19 protein-coding genes are annotated in these 22,958 nt (G+C 47.9%); 8 read left to right on the top strand and 11 right to left on the bottom strand.

Features of this window, described 5'->3' with window-relative positions:
- The first annotated feature begins 6 nt into the window (after positions 1–6).
- The 3 genes from NFI80_RS04560 (at position 7) to NFI80_RS04550 (ending at position 6,437) form a co-directional block, all read left to right on the top strand.
- Positions 7–1,314, top strand: a complete 1,308-nt coding sequence (locus NFI80_RS04560; RefSeq protein ID WP_235164738.1) for an MFS transporter — start codon at positions 7–9, stop codon at positions 1,312–1,314.
- Positions 1,315–1,434: 120 nt separating this feature from the next.
- Positions 1,435–4,956 (top strand): nitrate reductase, encoded by a 3,522-nt coding sequence (locus NFI80_RS04555; RefSeq protein ID WP_235164739.1) that lies wholly within the window; start codon positions 1,435–1,437, stop codon positions 4,954–4,956.
- Between the two features lie 5 nt (positions 4,957–4,961).
- Positions 4,962–6,437 (top strand): rubredoxin, encoded by a 1,476-nt coding sequence (locus NFI80_RS04550; protein WP_235164740.1) that lies wholly within the window; start codon positions 4,962–4,964, stop codon positions 6,435–6,437.
- Positions 6,438–6,470: 33 nt separating this feature from the next.
- On the opposite strand, the gene NFI80_RS04545 is transcribed toward NFI80_RS04550, so the two are convergent.
- A complete protein-coding gene (locus NFI80_RS04545; protein ID WP_235164741.1) occupies positions 6,471–7,730 on the bottom strand; it encodes a voltage-gated chloride channel family protein in 1,260 nt (419 codons plus the stop codon).
- A 58-nt stretch (positions 7,731–7,788) separates the two neighbouring features.
- On the opposite strand from NFI80_RS04545, the gene NFI80_RS04540 reads away from it, so the two are divergent.
- The 3 genes from NFI80_RS04540 to NFI80_RS04535 all read left to right on the top strand — a co-directional run bounded on the left by NFI80_RS04540 (position 7,789) and on the right by NFI80_RS04535 (position 8,981).
- Complete coding sequence (locus tag NFI80_RS04540) at positions 7,789–8,166, top strand: nuclear transport factor 2 family protein (RefSeq protein ID WP_235164742.1); 378 nt, start codon at positions 7,789–7,791, stop codon at positions 8,164–8,166.
- A gap of 231 nt (positions 8,167–8,397) precedes the next feature.
- Positions 8,398–8,589 (top strand): type II toxin-antitoxin system HigB family toxin, encoded by a 192-nt coding sequence (locus NFI80_RS25670; protein ID WP_374760342.1) that lies wholly within the window; start codon positions 8,398–8,400, stop codon positions 8,587–8,589.
- A gap of 20 nt (positions 8,590–8,609) precedes the next feature.
- Positions 8,610–8,981: a helix-turn-helix domain-containing protein gene (locus NFI80_RS04535; RefSeq protein WP_233797974.1), complete on the top strand. Its 372-nt coding sequence runs from the start codon at positions 8,610–8,612 to the stop codon at positions 8,979–8,981.
- Between the two features lie 59 nt (positions 8,982–9,040).
- Here NFI80_RS04535 and NFI80_RS04530 read toward each other — a convergent pair whose 3' ends face one another.
- Genes NFI80_RS04530 through mnmH form a run of 4 tightly spaced genes read right to left on the bottom strand, consistent with a single transcriptional unit; the run spans position 9,041 to position 12,160 of the window.
- Positions 9,041–9,544 (bottom strand): peroxiredoxin family protein, encoded by a 504-nt coding sequence (locus NFI80_RS04530; protein ID WP_235164743.1) that lies wholly within the window; start codon positions 9,542–9,544, stop codon positions 9,041–9,043.
- A gap of 22 nt (positions 9,545–9,566) precedes the next feature.
- Positions 9,567–10,004, bottom strand: a complete 438-nt coding sequence (locus tag NFI80_RS04525; RefSeq protein ID WP_235160648.1) for a rhodanese-like domain-containing protein — start codon at positions 10,002–10,004, stop codon at positions 9,567–9,569.
- Between the two features lie 60 nt (positions 10,005–10,064).
- A complete protein-coding gene (gene selD, locus NFI80_RS04520; RefSeq protein ID WP_235164744.1) occupies positions 10,065–11,108 on the bottom strand; it encodes a selenide, water dikinase SelD in 1,044 nt (347 codons plus the stop codon).
- 8 nt (positions 11,109–11,116) lie between these two features.
- Complete coding sequence (mnmH, locus tag NFI80_RS04515; RefSeq protein WP_235164745.1) at positions 11,117–12,160, bottom strand: tRNA 2-selenouridine(34) synthase MnmH; 1,044 nt, start codon at positions 12,158–12,160, stop codon at positions 11,117–11,119.
- A gap of 55 nt (positions 12,161–12,215) precedes the next feature.
- Here mnmH and NFI80_RS04510 point away from each other — a divergent pair, with 55 nt between their 5' ends.
- Entirely contained in the window at positions 12,216–13,016 is an 801-nt protein-coding gene (locus tag NFI80_RS04510) for a TspO/MBR family protein (RefSeq protein WP_235164746.1), read from the top strand.
- Here the strand turns inward: NFI80_RS04510 and NFI80_RS04505 are convergent.
- The gene (locus NFI80_RS04505; RefSeq protein ID WP_235164747.1) at positions 13,009–14,166 is read right to left on the bottom strand and encodes an acyltransferase family protein; all 1,158 of its coding nucleotides are present in this window, start codon (positions 14,164–14,166) and stop codon (positions 13,009–13,011) included. The two genes, NFI80_RS04510 and NFI80_RS04505, sit on opposite strands and share 8 nt — an antisense overlap.
- 49 nt (positions 14,167–14,215) lie before the next feature.
- Positions 14,216–18,058, bottom strand: a complete 3,843-nt coding sequence (locus NFI80_RS04500) for a hybrid sensor histidine kinase/response regulator (RefSeq protein ID WP_235164748.1) — start codon at positions 18,056–18,058, stop codon at positions 14,216–14,218.
- A 113-nt stretch (positions 18,059–18,171) separates the two neighbouring features.
- On the opposite strand from NFI80_RS04500, the gene NFI80_RS04495 reads away from it, so the two are divergent.
- Positions 18,172–18,744 (top strand): cysteine hydrolase family protein, encoded by a 573-nt coding sequence (locus NFI80_RS04495; RefSeq protein ID WP_235164749.1) that lies wholly within the window; start codon positions 18,172–18,174, stop codon positions 18,742–18,744.
- A gap of 19 nt (positions 18,745–18,763) precedes the next feature.
- On the opposite strand, the gene fbp is transcribed toward NFI80_RS04495, so the two are convergent.
- Genes fbp through NFI80_RS04475 form a run of 4 tightly spaced genes read right to left on the bottom strand, consistent with a single transcriptional unit; the run spans position 18,764 to position 22,956 of the window.
- Complete coding sequence (gene fbp / locus NFI80_RS04490) at positions 18,764–19,759, bottom strand: class 1 fructose-bisphosphatase (protein WP_235164750.1); 996 nt, start codon at positions 19,757–19,759, stop codon at positions 18,764–18,766.
- A gap of 58 nt (positions 19,760–19,817) precedes the next feature.
- Positions 19,818–20,792 (bottom strand): ABC transporter permease, encoded by a 975-nt coding sequence (locus NFI80_RS04485; RefSeq protein ID WP_233797965.1) that lies wholly within the window; start codon positions 20,790–20,792, stop codon positions 19,818–19,820.
- Positions 20,789–22,309, bottom strand: a complete 1,521-nt coding sequence (locus NFI80_RS04480) for a sugar ABC transporter ATP-binding protein (protein ID WP_235164751.1) — start codon at positions 22,307–22,309, stop codon at positions 20,789–20,791. Before NFI80_RS04480 ends, NFI80_RS04485 begins: the two co-directional genes overlap by 4 nt.
- A 17-nt stretch (positions 22,310–22,326) precedes the next feature.
- Positions 22,327–22,956, bottom strand: a complete 630-nt coding sequence (locus tag NFI80_RS04475) for a DUF2291 domain-containing protein (protein WP_235164752.1) — start codon at positions 22,954–22,956, stop codon at positions 22,327–22,329.
- Between the last annotated feature and the right edge of the window lie 2 nt (positions 22,957–22,958).

Genomic DNA, 22,958 nt, shown 5'->3' with positions numbered 1-22,958 from the left:
TTAACTATGGAAACGACTAACAAGCCGCTTGAAAAGTTGCATATTTTCAGTTTCAAAGGCGTTCAGATGCGCACTTTCCACCTTACGTGGATGGCCTTTTTTCTTTGCTTTTTCGGCTGGTTCGGACTCGCGCCATTGATGACCGTGGTGAAAACGGACCTAAGCTTAACAAAAGGTCAGATCGGTAACATTATCATCGCATCCGTGGCCGCAACTGTCGTAGCACGTATTGCCATTGGAAAGCTGTGCGACACCTGGGGGCCGCGCAAAACGTACGCCGCATTAATGGGCATTTGCTCTATTCCCGTGATGACCGTAGGCCTGGTGCATTCCTATGAAGGATTTTTGTTGTTCCGGCTCGCGATCGGTGTAATTGGCGCGTCGTTTGTGATTACACAATATCACACGTCTGTCATGTTTGATAAAAAAATCGTCGGCACGGCCAATGCGGTGGCGGGCGGCTGGGGTAACCTGGGCGGCGGCATTACAAACATGGTGATGCCATTGGTTTTCGCAGGTTTTGTAAGCATGGGTTACCTGCCCGAATCGGCTTGGAGAATCGCCATGGTGATTCCGGGCGTGCTGCTGTTTGTTTTTGCTTTTGTCTATTACCGTTTTACCAAAGACACCCCTGCCGGTAACTTCGAAGATTTGGAGATAACTAATCCTAAGGCCGTTAAGACCAAAGGAACATTGAAACTGGCGATGAAAGATCCTAGAACCTGGGCGCTTTTCCTGGCATACGGAGCTTGTTTTGGCATAGAAATCACCTTTGACAATGTAGCTGCGCTTTACTTTTTTGAAAACTTTGAAACCTCACTGGCAACCGCCGGGATCCTGGCAGGAACATTCGGTTTTATGAACATTTTTGCGAGAGCGGTTGGTGGGATTGTGGCGGATAAAGTTGGAAATAAATACGGCATGATCGGCAAGGGAAAGCTGCTAGCGCTTTTGCTGGCCTGCGAAGGAATCGGCATAGCATTGTTTGCCCAAAGCGGCAGCATTGTAGCGGCGGTGGTTACCATGCTTTGTTTCGCCATGTTTTTGAAAATGGCCAATGGCGTTACTTATGCGATTGTGCCTTTTATTAATCAAAAAGCGATCGGTTCGGTGAGTGGCATCGTGGGTGCTGGCGGCAATGTGGGTGCTGTTTTAGCAGGATTTCTATTCAAATCCAGCGACATCAGTTACTCAGAAGCATTCATGTACATAGGCGTTGCGATTGCCTGCATCGCAGCTGTGGTGGCGCTCATTAATTTTGATAAAACGAGAAGCGTTGTGACGGAAGGCACGCTTGAACCTGTCGAGGCATAGTGGCAGTATGCCCCCAACCTCCTTAAGGAGGCTTTTTTTACTATTTTGGTAACTATAAGCCCCTTTAGGGGTTGAGGCCCCAAGGCACTACGCTCAAAATTCAACCACTATCTATCACCTATGAAAACATTCAAATCAACTTGCTGTTACTGCGGCGTGGGCTGTGGGGTTGTGGTTACGAAAGAGGGGAACGGGCAACTGAGCTTGGAGGGCGATAAGGAGCATCCGTCGAACAAGGGCATGTTGTGTTCCAAAGGCATGAACCTGCATTACACGGTAATGGACCAGTCGGACCGACTGCTGTATCCGCAAATGCGGCTTAACCGCTCGATGCCGATGCAGCGTGTGAGCTGGGACGATGCTTTGGAGCGCACTGCTGCGGTTTTCAAGACATTAATCAAAAAATTTGGGCCGGATTCAGTGGCGTTTTATGTGTCGGGGCAATGCCTTACGGAAGAATATTACCTGGTTAACAAGCTGATTAAGGGCTTCATAGGCTCGAACAATATTGATACCAACTCACGGCTTTGCATGAGCTCGGCCGTGGTGGGTTATAAGCTGGCACTGGGCGACGACAGCGTGCCGGTTTGCTATGACGACATCGAGGCGGCCGATGTCATCTATGTGACCGGCGCTAATCCAGCCTGGTGCCATCCCATTATCTGGCGCCGTGTAGAGGCGCATAAAGCCGCCAATCATGATGTAAAAATCATCTGCGTGGATCCCCGCAAAACCGACACTTCCCGCTCCTCCGACCTGCATTTGCAGATCGCTCCGGGAACCGACATTGTGCTTAATAATGCCATTGGCAGGATATTAATCGAGCAAAATTACATTGATCAGACGTTCATAGCCGAACATACGGACGGTTTTGCAGACTTCCGGGAAAAGGTCATGCAGCGCACGATCGCCGAAGCCGCCGAACTTTGCGGAATAAATGCAGGTGACATTTACACAGCCGCGGGATGGATTGGCCGGTCGAAAGGATTTTTATCGTTCTGGACAATGGGGCTGAACCAGTCTGTGATTGGGGTAAATAAAAATCTATCGCTCATTAACCTGCATCTGATCACGGGCAGAATTGGTAAACCCGGAAATGGCCCTTTTTCACTTACCGGTCAACCTAATGCCATGGGCGGACGCGAAACGGGCGGACTAGCTAACATTCTTCCGGGACATCGCGAAATTTTGAACGCCGAACATCGCGCCGAGATGGAGCAATTCTGGAATACACCGGTTAAAATCGCCAACAAACCCGGCCTGACAGCCACGGAAATGTTCGAAGCGTTGGCCGATGACAAGCTCAAAGCAATCTGGATCATTAACACGAACCCGCTGGTAAGCATGCCTGACATGAATGTTGCCGAAGCCGCGCTGAATAAGTCGCGTTTTGTGGTGGTGCAGGATGTTTCCAATCGTGCGGACACCGTGAAATTTGCCGATGTAGTGCTTCCCGCTGCTGCCTGGCTCGAAAAAGAAGGCACGATGACGAATGCAGAACGACGCATCACGCATTTGCCCAAAGCCATTGACGCACCCGGCGAAGCCTTGCCGGATGCCGAAATCATCTGGCGTTTTGCAGCAAAAATGGGCTTCGGCGATGCATTTAATTACAAAAACACGTCGGAAGTCTACGACGAATACACATCCTGCACCGCAGGAACGAGCATCGACGTGACCGGCGTAAACTACCAGCTTCTGAAAACCAACAGAAGCATCCAATGGCCACAAACCAAATCCCAAAACAACAACACTAACACACCAACAACCGGCACCAAAAGACTCTTCACCGACCACCAATTCCACACCAAAAACAAAAAAGCCCAAATCCACGCCGTCCCCGACGAAAACACCAGCGAACCCACAACAGAAGATTACCCGTTGGTTTTAACCAACGGCAGAATACGCGACCAATGGCATACCATGACCAAAACAGGCCGCGTGGCAAAATTAAACCAACACACCCCCCAACCTTTCCTGCAACTCCATCCCGAAGACGCAAAAAACCGAAACATTAAAGAAGGTCAATTAGCCGTAATCCAAAGCCGCCGGGGCGAAGTTCGGGTAAAGGTCAACATTACCGAAGACGTAAGGCCCGGCCTGTGCTTTTTACCTATGCATTGGGGCAAAATCCTGGGCAGCAACCTGGCTCGCGCGAATAACCTGACCAACAATCTGGTCGACCCGAAATCCAAAGAACCCGATTTCAAGTTTTCTGCTGTGCAGGTTTCTTTGTATAAAAAACCTCTTGAAAAGATCATTATCATCGGCGCTGGCTCAGCCGGGCTTGGGTTTATCAACTCCTATCGTGCTTTAAATCAAGAAGATGAGATCCACGTTTTTTCCAAAGAAATATATCCATTCTACAACCGCGTGATGCTGCCCGATTACATCAGCGGTGTGCAGCATTGGGAACAGTTGGTAAAATTGCGCGAGGATCAGTTTGAGGAAAACAACATTATCGTCCACAAAGGCATTTCCATTGCACACATTGACCGGAACAACAAAACCGTGGTCGATTCCAACGGCCACGAACACACTTACGACAAGCTGATCCTGGGCATGGGCAGCAAGGCATTTATGCCCAAAGGCGTCCCCGACCTGCCGGGTATTTTCAATATGCGTTCGCGGCTGGATGCAGATTCATTGCTCCCTTTTCTGAAACAGCCTGAGCCGCACGCGGTGATTGTCGGAGGGGGGATTTTGGGCCTTGAACTCGCTGCATCTTTTCGGGAAATGAATGTAAAAGTGAGCGTGATCCAGCGCAGCGGCCGTTTTATGGAACGCCAGCTCGATCCACTGGCGAGCGAATTGTTGTATCAGGAATTAGCGGAGCGCGGCATTGAAATTTACTTCAATGACGAGGTTGCGACATTCAGCGGTCAGGAAAAAGTAGATGGCATCCGCCTGAAATCGGGCCGGAAGATTGCTTGCGATGTCGTTGTGCTGGCGATTGGAACGGTGCCGGTGATCGCACTCGCGCAACAGGCCGGACTGGATTGCAAGCGCGGCGTGGTGGTGAATGATTATTTGCAAACTTCCGATCCTGACATTTACGCGGCGGGCGAAATCGCCGAATGGAACGGGCAAATGTGGGGCATTACGCTGGCGGCCGAGCAGCAGGCCGAGGTCATCGCCAAATACATGGCGGGCGACATTTCGCAGCCATACAAAGGCAGCACATCCATGAACATTCTGAAAATGGAAGGGTTACAGCTTTGCAGCATCGGCCTTACCGACGTCCCGAACAACGATCCGGCTTACGAGCAGATCGTTTTTATAGACAAATCCAAGCGTTATTATAAGAAATGCATCGTCCACCGCGACAAGCTGGTGGGAGCCATTCTGATCGGGGATAAAAATGAGTTTTTGGAATACAGGGATCTGATATCCAATTCGATAGAACTTTCTGATAAGCGTCTGCAACTATTGCGGGCGAGCCAGAAAGTGGAGCCTTTGGAAGGAAAGCTGGTGTGCTCCTGCAATAATGTGGGCCAGGGAAATCTGGAACGCGCGATTGCAGGCGGATGCAGTGATTTCCAGTCGCTATGCCAGCGCACAGGCGCTGGAACGGGCTGCGGCTCATGCCGGCCGGAAGTAAGGAGTATTTTAGAAAAAGCAGCGGAAGCAACATTGGTTTAAACTTTATGAGAGACTACTATAATGTAAAAGTCAACCTGCCAGGCGGGATTGCGTCGCCGGGTTATCTCAAAGATATCCTGACAGCAGCGTGGAATGCGAATGTGCGCAAAGTGCGCTTCGGTTCCCGGCAACAATTGCTGATGTCGGTGTTTTACGAGGATATGCGTTTTTTGGAAAAAGACCTGAAAAAGGGTGGCATTTTCTATGAAATGAACACCGACCGGCAACCCAACATTGTAAGCTCCTATTGCGGCGAAGAGGTTTTCCGGACAGGCCAATGGCTCAACGCGAACGAGTATCATTCCGTGCTGGACACATTCGATTACGATCCTGCGTTGAAGATAAATATTTCGGATTCCAACCAGAGTTTTACGCCGTTTTTTACGGGTAACCTCAACTTTATTTCCTCGCCTGAGCCGCATTTCTGGTATCTGTATGTGCGTAACAAACAGACGAATACGGTTTATAAATGGAATGACCTGGTCTACACCAACGAGATAGGCCGGCTGGCCAAAGTAATGGAAAATTGCATGCTTTCGGGCGATTGCTGCGGGGAGGAAAGCTTGTATGAAGCTGTGCAGAAAAAGATCCGTTATGTGTCGCAGCCCGCGTCCCAGGATCTTGAATTGCCTTCGTTCACACTTCCCTACTATGAAGGTTTTAACCGTTACGAATCGCGGACCTGGCTTGGTTTGTATCGCCGGGATGAGCAGTTTCCGATTGAATTTTTGCTGGATGCCTGTGCATTATGTCTCAAAACCCGTATCGGCGAAATATGCATTACGCCCTGGAAATCATTGGTTATTAAAGGAATTGAAGACCAATATCGTACCGATTGGAGCAACATTCTTGGCAAACACAACATTAACGTCCGTCACGCAGCGAATGAACTGGCCTGGCAAACGGAAGATCATAACGAAGACGGTGCAAGCCTGAAAAATGACCTGATCCATTATTTCGACAAGCACGATATGCGGACTTTCGGGCTTTGTTTTGGCATTCAGACCAAGGTGAAATCGGAAGTTTTTGGAAGTGTTTTGATCAAAAAACGGCCCTTGTTGCAGATCGGGCAGTTGGCGATGTTTCATGTGTACGACATTTATTACACCGAAAACTTCAACCCCAACAGCCGGACACAGCTGCTTTTTGAAAAAGGGTTATACAAAATTCACCTGGCCGCCCAGCTCGAAAAACTCTGCCGCCGCTTCAATAACCAGCGTTCACGAGAGAACTTCAAAGTAACCACACCCGAAGCAGATGAGGCAAAAATGACACTTAAAATCGTCGAGCTCATCTACCAATGCCCCGACTGCCTGACCGTCTACGACCCGGAATACGGAGACACAACTCAAAACATCGCCCCGGGCACCCCCTTCGACGAACTTCCCGAAACCTACTGCTGCGCCACCTGCGACGCCAGCAAGAGCGAAATGATTGTTACTGAAATGAATAAAATTGCATTACCTGATCAAGCGGCCTGATGAAGACACTTGAAATAAGCTCGTAGCGCAAGGTCAAAAGCTTTTTCGCGCTCGCCAGTCATAGCTCAGCGGTTTTGGCCGGCCAATGCGTTGTGCGGTGTAAATGCCGCGATGTCCCGAGAAAAAATAGGCGGTAATGCAAGCGAGCGCAACGTAAATCCCGCACGAACTGCCAAACAGCTCAATCGCCATGATGGTGCAGGCAAGGGGCGTGTTGGCTGCACCTGCAAAAACGGCCACGAAGCCCATTCCGGCTAGTAATGCGGTTGGTAAAGGAATAAAAGTAGAAAGAAAGCTTCCCAATGTAGCCCCGATAAAGAAAAGCGGCGTCACCTCCCCGCCCTTGAATGCGGCGCCCAGCGTTACCGCCGTGAATAGGATTTTTAAGACAAAATCATGAGCGGGCAGCTGCTCCGAAAACGATTGCAATATCACCGGAATCCCCAATCCAATGTAACGCGTCGTGTCCATTCCGAAAACTGCTAACGCCACAAGTGAGCCACCGATCAGTGGCCGCAGTGGCGCGAATCGCACTTTCGATTTAAAAATAGATCCTATATAATGTGTTAGCGAAGAAAAGGCAACGGAGCAAATGCCAAAAATACAGCCCGCCAGCACTGCATAAAGGATATGTACCAGCGAAATTTCCGGAACAAAAGGAATCTGATAATGCGTATGCCCCACCTGCCAGGCCCGCGTCATCATGTCGGCAACGACGGAGGCGATCAATGCAGGAACCAACGCATCATAACGCAATCTGCCAATGACCAAAACCTCAATCCCAAAGATCGCCCCGGCAAGCGGCGTCCCGAAAACCGACCCGAAACCTGCGGCAATGCCAGCAATGATAACCAGCTTCCGATCATTGGAATTCAGTTTAAAAATCCGGGTAAACTGGTCTGCAATCGAGCCACCCATTTGCAGCGCCGTGCCTTCCCTGCCTGCCGAGCCGCCGAACAAATGCGTCGCAACCGTGCCAATCAGCACGAAGGGAGCCATTTTTAATGGGATAATGGTTGCGGGCTGGTGAATGTTTTCTAGCAGCAGATTATTTCCTGCCTCCACATCTTTGCCCAGATAATGATACATACATCCGATCACGAAACCGGCAACGGGAAGCAATGCAATGATCCAGTGATGGCTTTCCCGAAATTGCGTGGCCCAATCCAGAGAAACCAGGAACAAAGCCGAAGCCGAGCCGGCAAAAACGCCGATCAGACAAGCTAGCAAGACCCATTTAATGGAGATAAAAAGGGTGGGAAAGTTTTTGAAAAGCTTTGCGTTCCCGCTCATTAAGGCCTAATTATTTTATATTTAGCGCAGCAATAACGCCACGCAGAAAAACAAAGCTATGAAAGACCGGGAAATAATAATTACGAATTACGTAACTGCTTACAACAACTTCGATGTAGACGGAATGGTCGCCGACTTCGACGAAAACATTGTTTTTGAAAATATGGTTAACGACGAGGTGACCATGGAGCTGAACGGCATCGAAGAATTCCGGAACCAAGCCGTCCAGGCCATCGATCTTTTTGCCTCCCGTCAGCAAACCATCACCAAGTTCATCCACAACGAAGACTGGTCAGAAATCGAAATCGAATACTTCGCCGTCCTGGCCATGGACCTCCCAAACGGCCTGAAAAAAGGCGACGAACTCGACATGACCGGCAAGTCCATCTTTGAATTTTCTGAGAATAAGATCGTGAGGTTGACGGATATTAGTTGAGATGACGATGTGGGTGCGGAGATAAGAAAAATATTTCGTTCGAAAAGTTGGCCATTTACCAACTTTTGTTTACGTTTGTATTGTCAACATGTTCCAATCACTATGAAAAATGATCAATTAAAAATGGAGCATGGTAATCATTCAGTTACGCAAAATATCCGATTTCGCCCGGAAACATTCTGACTCGGGGAAGAGCTTGTCTGTTTGGAAGACTGTTGTTGAAGAGGCAAATTGGCAGAGAAGCAGCGACGTTTACGAGACTTCCCGCGAGCGAAAATTTTGAGCAACAAGCGGGCGCGGTTTAAAATTGTTGGTAATAAATACCGTCTTATTGTTGAAGTCGATTTTGAAGATCAGATCGTTGAAGTCAGGTTCGTTGGAACGCATTCCGAATACGATCAGATTAATGCGGAAACAGTTTAATATCAAATACACAACTATTTATGAAAACACAATGGTTTTTAATCGAAAGTGATAGCGACTATGCGCTGGCGCTGGCGCGTTATCAGGAGGTGAAAAACGCGCCTAAGAATAGTGATGACCATAAGGAAAAGCTTCTGCTTGTTCACCTGATTTCGGAGTATGAAAAGATTGGAGCGAATTTGCCTGAGGTTGATCCGATTGAGCTGATTAAGATCCGGATGGATGATTTTGGATATAAATCAGCCGACTTGGCGAAAGAGTATGGAGATAAGGGCACTGTCAGTAAGGTGTTGAATTACAAACAGGCACTTTCGTTAACTATGATCCGCAAGTTCAGCAGGCTGCTGCGTATTCCTGTCGAGGCGTTGACGCATGAATATGAATTGCGCTGATTATTCAGGCTGTTCGGTTAGCAATACGGCACGGATTACATTGAATAACTGTGCAATATTTACTTCGCTAGTTCTGCCTCAATGGCATCCTCTAACTCCTTACCATGCAGATTCACCCCTACGATCGTTCCTTTTTTATCCAATAACACATTAAAAGGCAGAGCCTCAATTTCATAGGTTTTAGCCACCGGTGAAGTCCAGAATTTTAGGTCGCTTACCTGGATCCAGTTGATTTTGTATTTGCGGACGGTTTTTTCCCAGGCGGGTTTCTTGCTGTCGAGGGAGACGCCGAAGATTTCGAAGTTTTTGGTGTTATTGCCTGACTTGTTGAATTGGTTGTAGAGCTTGCGGAGTTCGGGCTGCTCTTCCACGCAGGGGGCGCACCAACTTGCCCAGAAGTCGACCAGGACGACTTTTCCCTTTTGTGCCGAGAGTGAAATGTTGTCTCCGGTTAAAGATGGAAGCGCTATTTCCGGCGCTTTTCTACCTATTTTAATTTGACTTTCCTGCGCAATGACATTTGCGCTAATGAACAATGCAAAAACTACAATTAATCTCCTCAAAACCAACGTCATTTACTTAATACTAATTAACAGGGTAACCCGGATCGATCCAGTTTGTCTTGATATTTTTGGGCACGTCCAACAACTTTGCTTTCGTAAAACCCTTTTCCTTGATCAGACTGAATGCAGGGCGAATGTTAGGGCATTTGTCGAAAGGGCAGCAGCCGCAGTAGAGTACTACTTCGCGATTTTTGTCTTCCTTGGAAAGCATTTTTTCCAGTTTCTTAATGTTGTCCTTTTCCTGTCCCGGGCCTACGTCTACGGAACCCTTGATAACCGCTTGCGGCCCAATGTTGATGATCAGCGGTTTCTTAGCAGCCGGATCGTTGATGAGTGCGGCCAGTTCGCTGGTTGGCATGAGTTGTGACGCTGTCCAGGGCTCGGCTTTTTCCTGCGCACGAAGGCCTGCCGAGAGCAGGATGAGGGAAAACAGCAGCAGATATTGTTTGATGTTTTTCATTTGTATTTGCAATTATTTGTTTAAAACTTAATCTCAAAAGCATTAATAGCCGGCTGCAAATCATCGCACTTCAATCAGCGGCCCATCACGTTTGTCTTCCAGCCAGCCGAAAGATATCAAGTTATTACCCAAAACAGCCATGGACATTTCGAAATCCTCGGCATGTTCTTCACTTACTGCAACGAGCAAACCGCCGCTGGTCTGCGGATCGGCGAGGATATATTTTTGAAGATCGGTTAATGGGCCGACTTTGTGGCCGTAACTCGCCAGATTCCGTTTTGTGCCTCCCGGAAAACATTGCTGTTCCAGATAGAAAGATAATGAGTCGATGACAGGCACTTTCTCAAACTCTATAACCGCCGACAATCCGCTTCCCTCACACATTTCGGATAGGTGGCCCAACAAGCCAAAACCAGTAACATCCGTCATGGCTTCAACGCCGTCCATTCGGGAGAAAGTTTCGCCGAGTATGTTGAGTTTTACCATGCTTTGCAATGCGATCTCGGCGTCTTCCGGCGCGAGAATGCCTTTTTTCTGTGCTGTGGAAAGGATTCCTACGCCTAGTGCTTTGGTTAGATATAGGCGGCAGCCAGGTTTTGCCGTGGAGTTTTGTTTAAGATGCTCAATACTTACCAACCCGCTGACAGCCAGCCCAAAAACGGGTTCAGGGCAATCGATGCTGTGGCCTCCTGCTAATGTGATGCCAGCTTCTGCGCAGATCGCCCGTGAACCTTCGAGCACGCGCTGCGCTACTTCGGGCGCAAGCTTGTCGATGGGCCAGCCAAGGATGGCGATGGCGAGCACGGGGTTTCCGCCCATGGCATAAACGTCGCTGATGGCGTTGGCGGAGGCAATGCGGCCGAAGTCATAGGCGTCGTCCACAATGGGCATGAAGAAGTCGGTTGTGGAAATTAATGCGGTTCCGTTTCCCAGGTCGAGTACAGCGGCATCATCACGTTTGTCGTTTCCTACCAGCAGGCGCGGATCGGCTTGTGCTATAACCGGACTATGCAGGATCTTGTCCAGAATGGCCGGGCTGATCTTACAGCCGCAGCCTGCTCCGTGAGAATATTGGGTTAATTTGACAGTGGTTGTTGTGTCCATTTGATTGACTATGCCAATGTTTTGGCCGAAATATTTTTGATAAAAATTAAAATCTGATTTGCATTTTCTGCGATTTCAGCGCTGGTTATGTTCATGCTAAACACGTTTTCAGCGTTTCTTTTTCCCAGGTCTTTGTGGTAAGTCTTATCATAGTAAACGAGCACGATACGGATAAATTCTTCCATATTTCCCTCATTAATGGCTGCTATGGCCTGTTTTGTTTGCACCGGCCCAAGCCTTTTGTGAATGCGGCTGGTGCAGGTTGTCAGGAATTCTTTGTCCAGCAGGCCGTATTCCAATGTTAATGCACGAACGCGTTGTTCCAGATCTACATGGATATCGATTAACATGGCCTGACTCATTTGATTAAAAACAGGCGTCGGAATGGTAAGTCGGCCGATGTTCCTGCTCTCGTCCTCTAACCATAACCGCTTTGTCCCGTCTACGTCTTTTAACTGGAAGGCCAGATTATTTTCAAACTGCTCCTGCGTAGGCTGGATCATTTTGTTCATAGTTCCATAAGACGATCCCTGATGCTGCGCAAGATCTTCCAGATCAATTACCTGCTCACCAAGCAATGCCAATTCTTGCAAAATCCTGGTCTTGCCCGAGCCCGTTCTCCCTCCTAAAACCACCACATTTGCCTGCTGCTGAAACTGATCGAGTGCCCACCTTCTGAAATTTTTATACCCACCCTGAATTAAATAAACCTCGAAACCATACAGATCCAATGCCCAGGCCATGGCACCGCTTCGCATGCCCCCGCGCCAGCAATGCACGGCAATTTTCTTATCCGGAGCCACTTCCAGCGCTTGTTTAATGAAGCCCGACCACTTAGGGCCGGTCAGATCGAATCCCAGCAGGATCGCCTCTTCCCTACCCACCTGCTTATAAGTCGTCCCCACCACGACCCGTTCCTCATTACTGAATAACGGCAGATTGAAGGCGCCGGGAATGTGCCCGTGCGCAAATTCGGCCGGTGTCCGCACATCAGCCAGCGGAGTACCGATGGGTAAGAGAAAAAATTCGTTGATCGTAATTGTTTTGATCATGTTGGCACAGGCTTTGCTTGGTTCAGTTCATATTATTCAAATTACCATCTCCATCATGACAAAGACATTGCAAATAGCGAATATACTGGCACTAATCGTGACAGTGATAATGAATTATCTTTCCAATACAGGCATTTTCAATGATAACACTATGGCCACAGTTTCGGCCGAATATCAGAATTTTTTCACGCCGGCAGGTTACGCTTTCTCTGTTTGGGGTGTGATCTACATTGGCCTTGCGGCTTTTGTGATCTATCAAAGCAGGGGATTGTTCAATGATAAAAAAGCTCCGGAAATCGTCGATAAGATCGGCTGGCTGTTTGTAATTTCCTGCATTGCCAACTGCCTTTGGATCGTTGCCTGGCTTTACGATTACACTGGCGCTTCGGTGCTGATTATGATCGTTTTACTGATTTCACTGCTCGGCATTGTGCTTCGTACCCGAATGGAACTGGATTTGATCACCATGAAAAAAATTGCTCTGGAATGGTGGCCTTTTGCACTGTATCTGGGATGGATCACAGTTGCATTAATTGCGAATATGGCGGCTTATCTGACCAAAATAGGCTGGGACGGTTTTGGAATTTCTCCTGATACATGGACGATCATTATGATTTGTGTAGCCGGATTTGTACAGCTATTCCTGACCTGGAACCGGAATTTACGCGAAGCTGCAATGGTTGGTGCGTGGGGGTTGGCAGCAGTTGCCGTTGCGAATTGGAATGAAAATCAAGCCATTGCGTACACTGCGGTGGCCGTGGTTGCCGTCATTCTCATCAGCAACGGCGCGCATGCCTATGTGAACAGAGGCAAACATTATCTGATCGATAAAAATGGCACAACGGTAGCTAAATAACTTTGTTCACGCCTGGGATTTTCACAACAATGTAACCCAGAAGGAAACTCAAAACGATGCCAAGCGGAGTTACAATGAGCAATTTGACGGCCGGATCAACGCCCCAGCTGCGAAGCAGAAGCGAAATGGAGATCAGGACAAAAGGGTGCAGAATGTAAACGGCAAACGCACAACGTGACATTTTGCTAAGAAATAAAGAAGGCGTATTTAATCTTTTTCTGCCATATACAAGCAGGGAGACCATAATACAGGCACCTGTGATCTGCTCCCAAAAAGCATAAAAAGCCGCTTCGCCGTGCAATCCGCCGCTAAACCATTCCAGCGGATTGTCGAAGACAATTTTAACAGCATATATAAGTGGAAAACCGATAAAGATCATGCACAAAGCAATGATCTTTATTGTTTTATAGCGTTCTGAATCCAGCTTTTCGAGCCAGTTGCTTTCTGCCGCAGCGATGCCAACCATAAAAACGGCTATGTATTGAGGAAAATGGCCCAGCTGAAAACCCACCGGATCCAAGGTCCACCCAACCGGAAAACCGAGTCGCACAATGAAACTAACCACACCAAGCGCTATCCCAAAACGTAAAACATTTTTCACGGCTGGCATAGGCCAGACATCGGGCTCCGATTTTGAAAAGCTCTTCCAGGCCGCATAAGCCAGACTAAAAAGCAGCAAGGCAACAACAAACCATAAAACGCCGACACTAATCCAGGAATCGTAGCCGGAAAGAAATTGCAGGAATGTAATGTGATGCACACCGGCGTGGTAGTAAACCATATAATTCATCACCGGCGCCAGAATAAAGGAATAAAAGAGCAGCGGGATTCCTAGCCGAATGAACCGGTCTTTGATAAAAACAGCCGCACCTTTCTTTTTGTACGACGAAGGAATGAATAGTGCCGAAAGGAAAAAGAAAAAGCCCATAAAAAAGGACTGGTTCACCGCCACAAACATGGTCATTGCCATTGTTGCGCCCAGCGAAGTCGTTTTTTCAGAATAATACCAACCGCCCGGCGCGCCATAAGTTACAAACGCATGGTGTGCAACCACAAGCGCTGTGAGCAGCACTTTCAGGTAATCAATGTAAACGATCTTGCCTTTGGGATGGTCGGGAATAAGGGCAGAAGAGGTAGTTTGCGGTGACATTTTTCATGGTTATGGCTAAAAGTTTAAATTAATAAAAGCTTGTGATCTTTCAGACATCCGCACTCACCGGGAGCTGATAAATCTTTTGATAAGCCCTTTTGAGCACTTCTTTGATCACATCCAGCTTCATCGGCTTAGCCATGTAATCGTCCATGCCATGATTGAGGCAGTTGTTGCGGTCTTCATTCATTGCATTGGCAGTCAATGCAACAATGTAAGGAACCGTGCTGTGATCCTTCCGGATAATCCTGGTGGCTTCCAAACCATCCATAACCGGCATTTGCAGGTCCATCAGAATCACGTCATAAGGCGTTAATGCTAACTTTTCAATGGCCTGCAAGCCATTCTCCGCCATGGCTATTTCATATCCCAGCTTTTTCAGCACATAATCGATAAACTTCTGATTTACCAGATTATCCTCGACAACTAATATTTTCAACGGAAAATCGGATGAAAATTCGGTTTCCAACATTCTTTTTTCGGTTTCTGGTTCGGATGGAAGGTTTCTTTGATGCGCTAATTTTGCATTATTTTCGGTATATCCCGTCGTAATGTGGAAATGAAAGGCCGACCCTTTGCCATATTCGCTTTCCACACGGATGCCCCCATTCATTAAGCGCACCAGCCGCTCGCAGATCACCAGACCAAGCCCGGTGCCGCCATACATGCGGTTTACGGACGAATCCACTTGTGAAAACGGTTTGAAAAGATTGTTCAGATTCTCTTCCTTAATGCCAATTCCTGTGTCACGGACTATGAAGCCGACTTCCATTTCACCATGTGCCGCCGGTGCATACGGATAAACTTGCAGGAAAACTTCTCCGCTGCTCGTAAATTTCAGCGCATTATTGATGAGGTTGGTCAGGATTTGCTTCAACCTCGAACTGTCACCGATCAGAAAATCCGGCACGCCTTGTTCAATATGATAACGGAGCGCAATTTGCTTTTTCGATGCCTGCAATGAAAACAGGTCCATCATCTCCTCTATCGAGTTCCGCAGCTCGAATTCGTGCGCTTCCAGGTCGATTTTACCAGATTCTATTTTTGAAAAATCCAGAATGTCATTGATCACATTCACCAATGTTTCACCGCAGGCCGCAATGGTTTTGGTATAATCCTGTTGTTCCTCAGTCAGTTCCGTTTCAGCAAGCAAGGCGGTCATGCCGATGACACCATTCATAGGCGTCCGGATCTCGTGGCTCATCGTGGCCAGGAAAATGCTCTTGGCCTGGTTCGCACGTTCGGCCTCTTCGCGTGCAAACTGCGCCTGCTCATGCTGCTCGTACAATTCTTCCGTCTGCACACGCAACTCCTCCGACTGCGATTGCAATTCCTCATTCAAAGCTTGCAAATGATCCGACTGCGCATGCAATTCCTCCGCCTGTTTCTGTACCATCGCAGTGCGCTCTTCCACCAGGTTTTCCAAGGTTGCTTTCTGCCTGATGATGGTGTTGACGCGGTAACGATAAAGCGCGTAAATAGTGCCTGCAACGGCAATTAATGCCAATATCCTGAACCACCAGGTCGCCCAGAACGGCGGTGTGACGATGATGGTCAGGTTGTTCTTTGCTGATATCCAGGCCCCTGAAATGTTCTGCGCTTTGAGCTTGAACGTGTAATTTCCGGGAGGCAAATTGGTGTAAATGGCTGTATTAGCGTCACCTACATAATTCCAGCCCTGATCAAATCCTTCCAGACAATAAGCGTAACTTTTTTGGGCAGAAGTAAAATCAAGGGCGGCATAATCCAGCGAAATAAATGACTGGTCATATGCCAGTGTGATCGTTCTGGCCTCGGAAATTTCTTTTGGTAAAACAAGCGCATAACCATCCGGCTTGGCAGCTGCTTCATCCCGGTTGAAAACTTTAAAATTGGTCACAATGATAGGGTAAGAACCACTCCGGGGACTGATTTGCCTGGGGTTAAATTGATTAAAACCATTTACTCCACCAAAATACAATGTGCCGTCCGCATCCTTATAAGCAGATTTTTGCTTAAATTCCCTTGCTTGAAGCCCGTATTCCAAAGTGTAATTCTCAAATCGCTCAGATTTCGGGTCAAACCTCGAAAGCCCGTTTACCGTACTGATCCATAACATCCCCAAATCATCCTCAATCAGCGCCTGAGTCACATTGTTTACCAGCCCGTTCGTCGTCGTATATTTTTTTGTCCTGCCTGTCCGTGGATCGAAGCGGATGAGCCCACGTAAGGTGGCCAGCCATAAAATTCCGTTTTTGTCCTCCACCATGCAATTGATCGCGCTGTTGAAAACGCGCTCGCTGTCACTTACTTTAAAACGTGTAAATGTATCGGACGCTTTATCATAGCGGTTCAACTGCCCCTCATCTGTCCCCAGCCAGAGGTTGCCGCTGCGATCGGTCAGAAAGCAGTTGACGGTGTTGTCGGAAAGCGTTTTGGGATTATCCGGTTCGCTCAGATAGTGCCTGAAAACTTTGGTTTGCGGGTCATAAGCGTCCAGTCCCTCGCCATAGGTGCTCAGCCACATCGTGTTGTCATGCGTCCTGGCTATGGCATATACATTATTGGAATATAAAGAGTTAACAGTGTTTTCCTGATGTTTCAATACGGTAAAGCGTTTGGTCGCCGGATCAAAAATATTCAGACCGCTCCCCCAGGTCCCTATCCACATTTTACCTGCCTCATCCGGAACGATCGCCAGCACATAATCACCGGAAATGTCCGAATTCTGATGTGTAAATGCACTGAACTGATGCGTGTTACGGTTCATCAAATTCAAGCCGCCGCCATCCGTGCCCACCCATATACTGCGATCGCTATCCTCGTAAAAACAGAGAACGAAGTCATTGGAAAGGCTATTTTTGAGTGAATTGTGCTGGTAATGTGCAAATCTGTTGTCACTTTTATAAATGCTCAGCCCTGCACTGTAAATCCCCAGCCACAAGTTATTCTGCCGGTCTTTGTAAATGCAATCCACCGAATTTCCGCCAACACTGCTCCTGTCCACCTCATCATGCACATAAGATCTGAATGTCCAGTTTTGTGTATTCAAAATATTCAGCCCGCCGTTTTCGGTGCCGATCCAGATCTCACTCTGGTTTTCATTAATGCTGGTAATGTTGTTGTTTGAAAGAGAGGCGGGATCCAGCGGATTATTTCTAAAACGCCGGAATGTGCCCTCACCAGGCTGATAAAGATTAAGGCCCGCACCATACGTGCCCACCCAAACCCTGGCTTTGCTATCCTGAAAAACGTAACGGATATCATTGCCCGACAAGCTGTTCACATTTTCGTCAGAAAGAAACCTCCGGAACAAGCCCGACTTTCTATCCAGCAAGCTAAGCCCGTTCCCGGTTCCGGCCCAAATGTTGTTTTGCGCATCACAATAAACCGTATTCACATTGTTATCAGCCAGGCTGCGGACATTCGTCGTGTCGGATTTATAATGTTTTACAATGCTTCTGCTGACCGGATCAAACACATCCAGACCGCCCGTGGTCGCGATCCATAATTTGTCATTTTTATCAAAAACAATCTTATTAACGTAAGCCCCGGAAATGGTTTTGGGATCGTGGTCAACGGCTGTATATTTTGCAAAAACACCTTTATTCTTATCGAAAACATTCACACCTCCGCCGCTCGTCGCGATCCAGATATTGCCTGATTTGTCTTCGGCCAGCGCCGTTACGAAATCATTGCTGATGCTGTTTTTATCCTGCTCATTATTTTTGTAAATTCTGAATTCATGGCCATCATAGCGATGCAATCCTCCGTTCGTACCAATCCAGATAAAACCTGTTTTGTCCTGTAAAACACAATTGACGTTATTATTGGCAAGGCCGTTTTCAGCGGAGATGTGTCGGAAGTGTAAGGGTTTGCTTTGCGGGAAGGCAGGTAATGCAATAAATTGCATTATTAAAATATAGATACAATAGTAAAAGTTTAACTTCATTATCCCGAAGGCGTAAAACTAATTTGTGATTTTTGTAGAAATATACATTTAAAATATAACTAACTAAAAATTTTGTGGATAGAAAAACAGAAACTTCGGAACCGCGGAAAGGCCTGTTAATCATTGACATGCAGAATGGTTCATTTACCGCTGATTCCAGACGTTACGATCCCGAAGGCGTTGTGGCGCGTATCAATGCACTTGCCGCCGCATTTCGTAAAAAAGGCCTGCCGGTGATTTTTATTCAGCACGACGGCACCAAGCTGGACGAGTACATTCCCAACACACACGATTGGCAATTACTAGCCGATCTGAACGTAGAAAAACAGGATCTGATCTTGGCAAAAGAAGCGCACGATGCCTTTTACAACACCGAACTGGAAACGAAACTGAACGAGCTGAATGTCGGCGAACTGGTCATTACCGGCAGTGCAACCGATTTTTGTGTAGAATCGACGGTGCAGGTGGCCTTGTCGAAAGATTATGATATTACCGTCGTTGAAGATGCCCATACGACGGGCGAAAAGCCGCATTTGTCTGCGGAGCAGATCATTACACACTATAATTTTATATGGGGCAATATGATCCCGACGAAAGGCAGGATCGAGCTTAAAACTAGCGAAGCGCTGATCGCTTCGCTAGTCTGATAGCTCATGATCAAGCTTTTTAGAATTTCATGACTTCGTCTACCATGCTCGATGATCCCAGGTAAATAGGTGAACGCTGGTGAAATGACGTAGGCACGATGTCGAGTATCGGGCCGAAACCATCGATAGCTTTTCCTCCGGACTTTTCGGCGATAAACGCGAGCGGATAACATTCATATAACAGCCTGAGCTTGCCCTCAGGCGTTTTTTTGGTGGATGGATACAGGTAAACGCCGCCCCGGAGCAGGTTGCGATGGAAATCCGCTACCAGTGAGCCGATGTATCTGGCTGTGCAGGATTGTGCCTTGCATTTGGTCAGATAATCCTGTACGAAAGCCGGGTAATCGTTGATATAACCATCATTCACGGAGTAAATGGTGCCATTCTCCGGGGAGCGGATGTTTTTGTGAGATAAAATAAATTCTCCCAATGAATGGTCATAAGTGAAGCCGTTCACGCCGTCGCCGGTGGAATAAACGAGCATGGTGGACGAACCATATAAAATGTATCCGGCTGCGACCTGCTTCCGGCCGCCTTGCAAAAAGTCCTCCCGCGTGGCTGGCCCATCAATGGGTGAAATGCGTCTGTAAATCGAGAAAATGGTGCCTATTGAAACATTGACATCAATGTTGGAAGAGCCGTCCAGCGGGTCCATGGCAACCACGTATTTGCCATGATCGTTACCCGTGTGAATGATATCCTCGTCCTCTTCCGAAAGAATCGCGCACACTTCTCCCCCATTTTTCAATGCCCTGATGAAACGGATATTGGCGATAATGTCGAGTTTTTGCTGATTTTCGCCCTGTACATTGTCCGTTCCGTTTCCGCCGGCAATGTCCACGAGGCCTGCGCGGTTGATTTCACGGTTAATGATCTTTCCGGCCAGCGCAATATCCCGGAGCAATTGGGACAGCTCACCCGTTGCGTACGGAAAAGCAGTTTGACTTAACATGATAAACCTGTCGAGCGTTACGCCTACGGGCAACGCCAGTTCCTGGGCAGTTTTCGGACTCATAATCTGATAAATTAGTAGATGGACTAATGTTGAGAACTTCTGCGGCAGGATTTAGAATTCAATCATTTTTAGAGCCTGACTTATCAATAATGACAGCGATCAGGATCACCAGGCCTTTTACAACTTGTTGCCAGAAAGGCGACACATTCAGCAGTACAAGGCCATTATTAAGCACACCAATGATGATGGCACCCTGAACCGTCCCCAGAATGCTGCCCCGGCCACCCGACAGCGAAGTGCCGCCAATCACCACCGCAGCAATGGAGTCCAGCTCATAGCTGATACCCGCATTAGGCTGTGCAGAATCAAGACGAGAAGTTACCATGATGCCCCCGACAGCAGCCAGCGCCCCTGCAATGGTGTAAACGATAATTTTGACCTTGTTAACCTGTATACCAGACAGTCGCGAAGCGCTTTCATTGCCGCCAATGGCATAAATGTAACGTCCGAGCCGGGTTTTATTCGTGACAAAAACCGCGATAGCCACAATGATCGCCGATATCCAGACCGGCACAGGAATGCCTAATAACCAGCCAGTTCCGAAATACAAAAATGTGTCCCCCAGCCCGCTGATCGGAAACCCTTGTGTCCAGAGCATAGTAAGTCCGCGCGCTACGGTGAGCATGGCCAATGTTGCAACGAACGGCGGCACATTGAATTTGGTGATCGTCCATCCGCTGAATGCGCCCAAGGCCGAGCCGGTAAGCATCCCGGCAAGGATGGCACCCAGAATCGTGAAGCCAATGTACAGATTGCTATCGGGCAATTCGATGCCGTTTTTCAGCAAACCGGCCGTGATGGCCCCACAAAGCGCTAATACAGAGCCTACTGACAAATCAATTCCGGCCGTCAGCACAATCAGCGTCATGCCCGTTGAGATACAAATATTCACCGAGATCTGCCGCATTACGTTCCAGAGGTTGGATACGCTGAGGAATTTGTCCGACAAAATACTCAGGCCCAGACAAAGCAGAAAGAGTGCGATAAGGGACTGGAAACGCAGTAATTTGGATCGGTCTAATGCTATGTTCATGCTTGTTTTTCAAAATTGGATTGCGGGATTGCGGCCCGCAAAATGGAATCTTCGGTGGCTTCCGCAATGGAGAAACCAGCTGTTAACGCACCTTCCGCCATCACGAGCACGCGGTCGGAAACAGCCAGGATTTCGGGCAGTTCAGAGGAAACGACTACGATACCGAGTCCTTCTTCGGCGAGTTTGATGATCAGCTTGTAAATTTCATTTTTGGCATTGATATCGATCCCGCGGGTCGGTTCATCGAGCAGGAGCAGCTTGGGTTTTGTGGCCAGCCATTTGGCAAGGACAATCTTTTGCTGGTTACCGCCGCTCAGGTTACTTGCTTTTTGTTTTTGGGAAGATGTTTTGATTTTGAGCTCGCTGATGTATTTATCCGCCAGCGCAGCTTCTTTCGCGTCGCTTAATGTGCCCAGTTTTTCAAGGTCTGCAAGCGTGGTGAGGCTGATGTTCGTTTTTACGTCCAGACCAAGCACTAACCCGTCCTTTTTTCGATCCTCTGGTACCAGGGCGAGTCCGGCCGCGATGGCTTCCGAGGGCGACGCGCATTTCAGTTCCGTCCCTTCCATCAGGATATGGCCACTGATGCCGCCGGCGTGCAGACCAAAAAATGTTTCCAACAACTCTGTCCTCCCCGCACCCATCAAACCAAAAATCCCTACAATCTCGCCTTTGCAGATTTCAAAGGAAATGTTCCTTAACAAATCCTCTTTCGGCCGGATGGGATGTTTCAATGTCAGATTTCGGACTTCCAGCAATTTCTCACATTTGGCCTCGCCCGTGCCTTTGCGCATGATCTCGATCTTCCGGCCCACCATTTTCGCAATGAGCTGATCCTGCGTGATGCCTGCCATAGACCCGGATTCGATGGATTTTCCGTCCCTTAACACCACATAGTTATCCGCGATCCGAAATAGTTCGTCCAGCTTGTGAGAAACATAAATGATCGCTTTGCCGTCTGCGCGGAGGTTGTCAATGATATCAAAAAGCAGGTCCACTTCGCTGCCTGTTATAGCGGAAGTTGGCTCATCCATGATGATTAGTTCCGCGTCTGTGAGCAGGGATTTCGCGATTTCTACGATTTGTTGTTGTCCCACTTTCAGTTTCACCACCTGCGTTTCGGGCTTTACTTTTAATTTCAGCCTGTCGAGCAATTCCTGCGTTTTTTTGCGCATCCGCGTTTTATCAATCGTTCCGAACTGCGTGAGCATTTCCCGGCCGAGAAAAATATTCTCTGTAATGGTCAGATACGGGATCAGGTTGAGTTCCTGGTGAATGATGGCAATGCCTTTTTGCTGTGCGTCTTTCGGGCCGGAGAATTTTGCAGGCGCGCCTTTGAAACAGATTTCCCCTTCAAAATCCTGGTAAACGCCGGAAAGGATTTTCATCAACGTGGATTTCCCCGCCCCATTCTCACCAATCAATGCGGTGACCTTGCCAGCTTCAATGGAAAGGCACACGTTTTCGAGCGCGATGACGCCGGGGAATCTCTTCGTTATGTTGTTAACTTCCAGCATAGGAAGATTGGATTGGTTTACAATTCCTTAATTGTCAAGCTGATGGGAATGATTTCAATGTTATTCAGCTTCAAATGTTCCTGATTCAGCTCTATCGCCCCGGCAAACTCGATGACATCGCCTTTCTTTACTTTGGATTTAAATGGCGGGATTACTTTTTCGCGGATGATCTTATTGATCTCCGCCGACACATTATTGAAATCCATGGAATTGGAAAATTCATTGATATCGATCGTCCCGGAAGCATCGCGCACAGCATTACCAAACACATATTCCGTTGCAAGGCGCATTTCGGGCTTTTCGTTTTCAGATTCCAACCTGATAAGCACCTGGTTCTCCTGCACATCCGTCACTTTTCCTGAGCCTTTAATAAGGAAATATTTAATGTTACCGATGCCCAAGGCATGCGCATGCTCTTTAAAAGCCTTGTCTTTATCGGTCCGTAAAAGCGACAAAAGCTGACCCGTGTCAGTGGACTTTGCAAGCGCTGGCGTCAGCTTTTTAGCCCAGAAATCCGCAGCATATTTTTTGGCATTGAAGGAAGCTGTTCCCGCTTTCACCTCATCCAGCTTTTTGAAATACACCGAATGATAAGCCAGGAAAGCCACAACCAGCAGGAACACACCATATCGGACCATTTTATTCATTG

Origin of the sequence: Dyadobacter chenhuakuii (assembly GCF_023821985.2) — a bacterium.
Classification (GTDB): Bacteria; Bacteroidota; Bacteroidia; order Cytophagales; family Spirosomataceae; genus Dyadobacter; species Dyadobacter chenhuakuii.
The sequence above is the reverse complement of the archived record's forward strand: the minus strand, read 5'-3'. Positions and strand labels throughout refer to the sequence as shown.

Coding starts and splice junctions, on each gene's coding strand:
- NFI80_RS04560 (WP_235164738.1), top strand. CDS start 7: ATGGAAACGACTAACAAGCCGCTTGAAAAGTTGCATATTTTCAGTTTC.
- NFI80_RS04555 (WP_235164739.1), top strand. CDS start 1,435: ATGAAAACATTCAAATCAACTTGCTGTTACTGCGGCGTGGGCTGTGGG.
- NFI80_RS04550 (WP_235164740.1), top strand. CDS start 4,962: ATGAGAGACTACTATAATGTAAAAGTCAACCTGCCAGGCGGGATTGCG.
- NFI80_RS04545 (WP_235164741.1), bottom strand. CDS start 7,730: ATGAGCGGGAACGCAAAGCTTTTCAAAAACTTTCCCACCCTTTTTATC.
- NFI80_RS04540 (WP_235164742.1), top strand. CDS start 7,789: ATGAAAGACCGGGAAATAATAATTACGAATTACGTAACTGCTTACAAC.
- NFI80_RS04535 (WP_233797974.1), top strand. CDS start 8,610: ATGAAAACACAATGGTTTTTAATCGAAAGTGATAGCGACTATGCGCTG.
- NFI80_RS04525 (WP_235160648.1), bottom strand. CDS start 10,004: ATGAAAAACATCAAACAATATCTGCTGCTGTTTTCCCTCATCCTGCTC.
- selD (WP_235164744.1), bottom strand. CDS start 11,108: ATGGACACAACAACCACTGTCAAATTAACCCAATATTCTCACGGAGCA.
- mnmH (WP_235164745.1), bottom strand. CDS start 12,160: ATGATCAAAACAATTACGATCAACGAATTTTTTCTCTTACCCATCGGT.
- NFI80_RS04510 (WP_235164746.1), top strand. CDS start 12,216: ATGACAAAGACATTGCAAATAGCGAATATACTGGCACTAATCGTGACA.
- NFI80_RS04505 (WP_235164747.1), bottom strand. CDS start 14,166: ATGTCACCGCAAACTACCTCTTCTGCCCTTATTCCCGACCATCCCAAA.
- NFI80_RS04500 (WP_235164748.1), bottom strand. CDS start 18,058: ATGCAATTTATTGCATTACCTGCCTTCCCGCAAAGCAAACCCTTACAC.
- fbp (WP_235164750.1), bottom strand. CDS start 19,759: ATGAGTCCGAAAACTGCCCAGGAACTGGCGTTGCCCGTAGGCGTAACG.
- NFI80_RS04485 (WP_233797965.1), bottom strand. CDS start 20,792: ATGAACATAGCATTAGACCGATCCAAATTACTGCGTTTCCAGTCCCTT.
- NFI80_RS04480 (WP_235164751.1), bottom strand. CDS start 22,309: ATGCTGGAAGTTAACAACATAACGAAGAGATTCCCCGGCGTCATCGCG.
- NFI80_RS04475 (WP_235164752.1), bottom strand. CDS start 22,956: ATGAATAAAATGGTCCGATATGGTGTGTTCCTGCTGGTTGTGGCTTTC.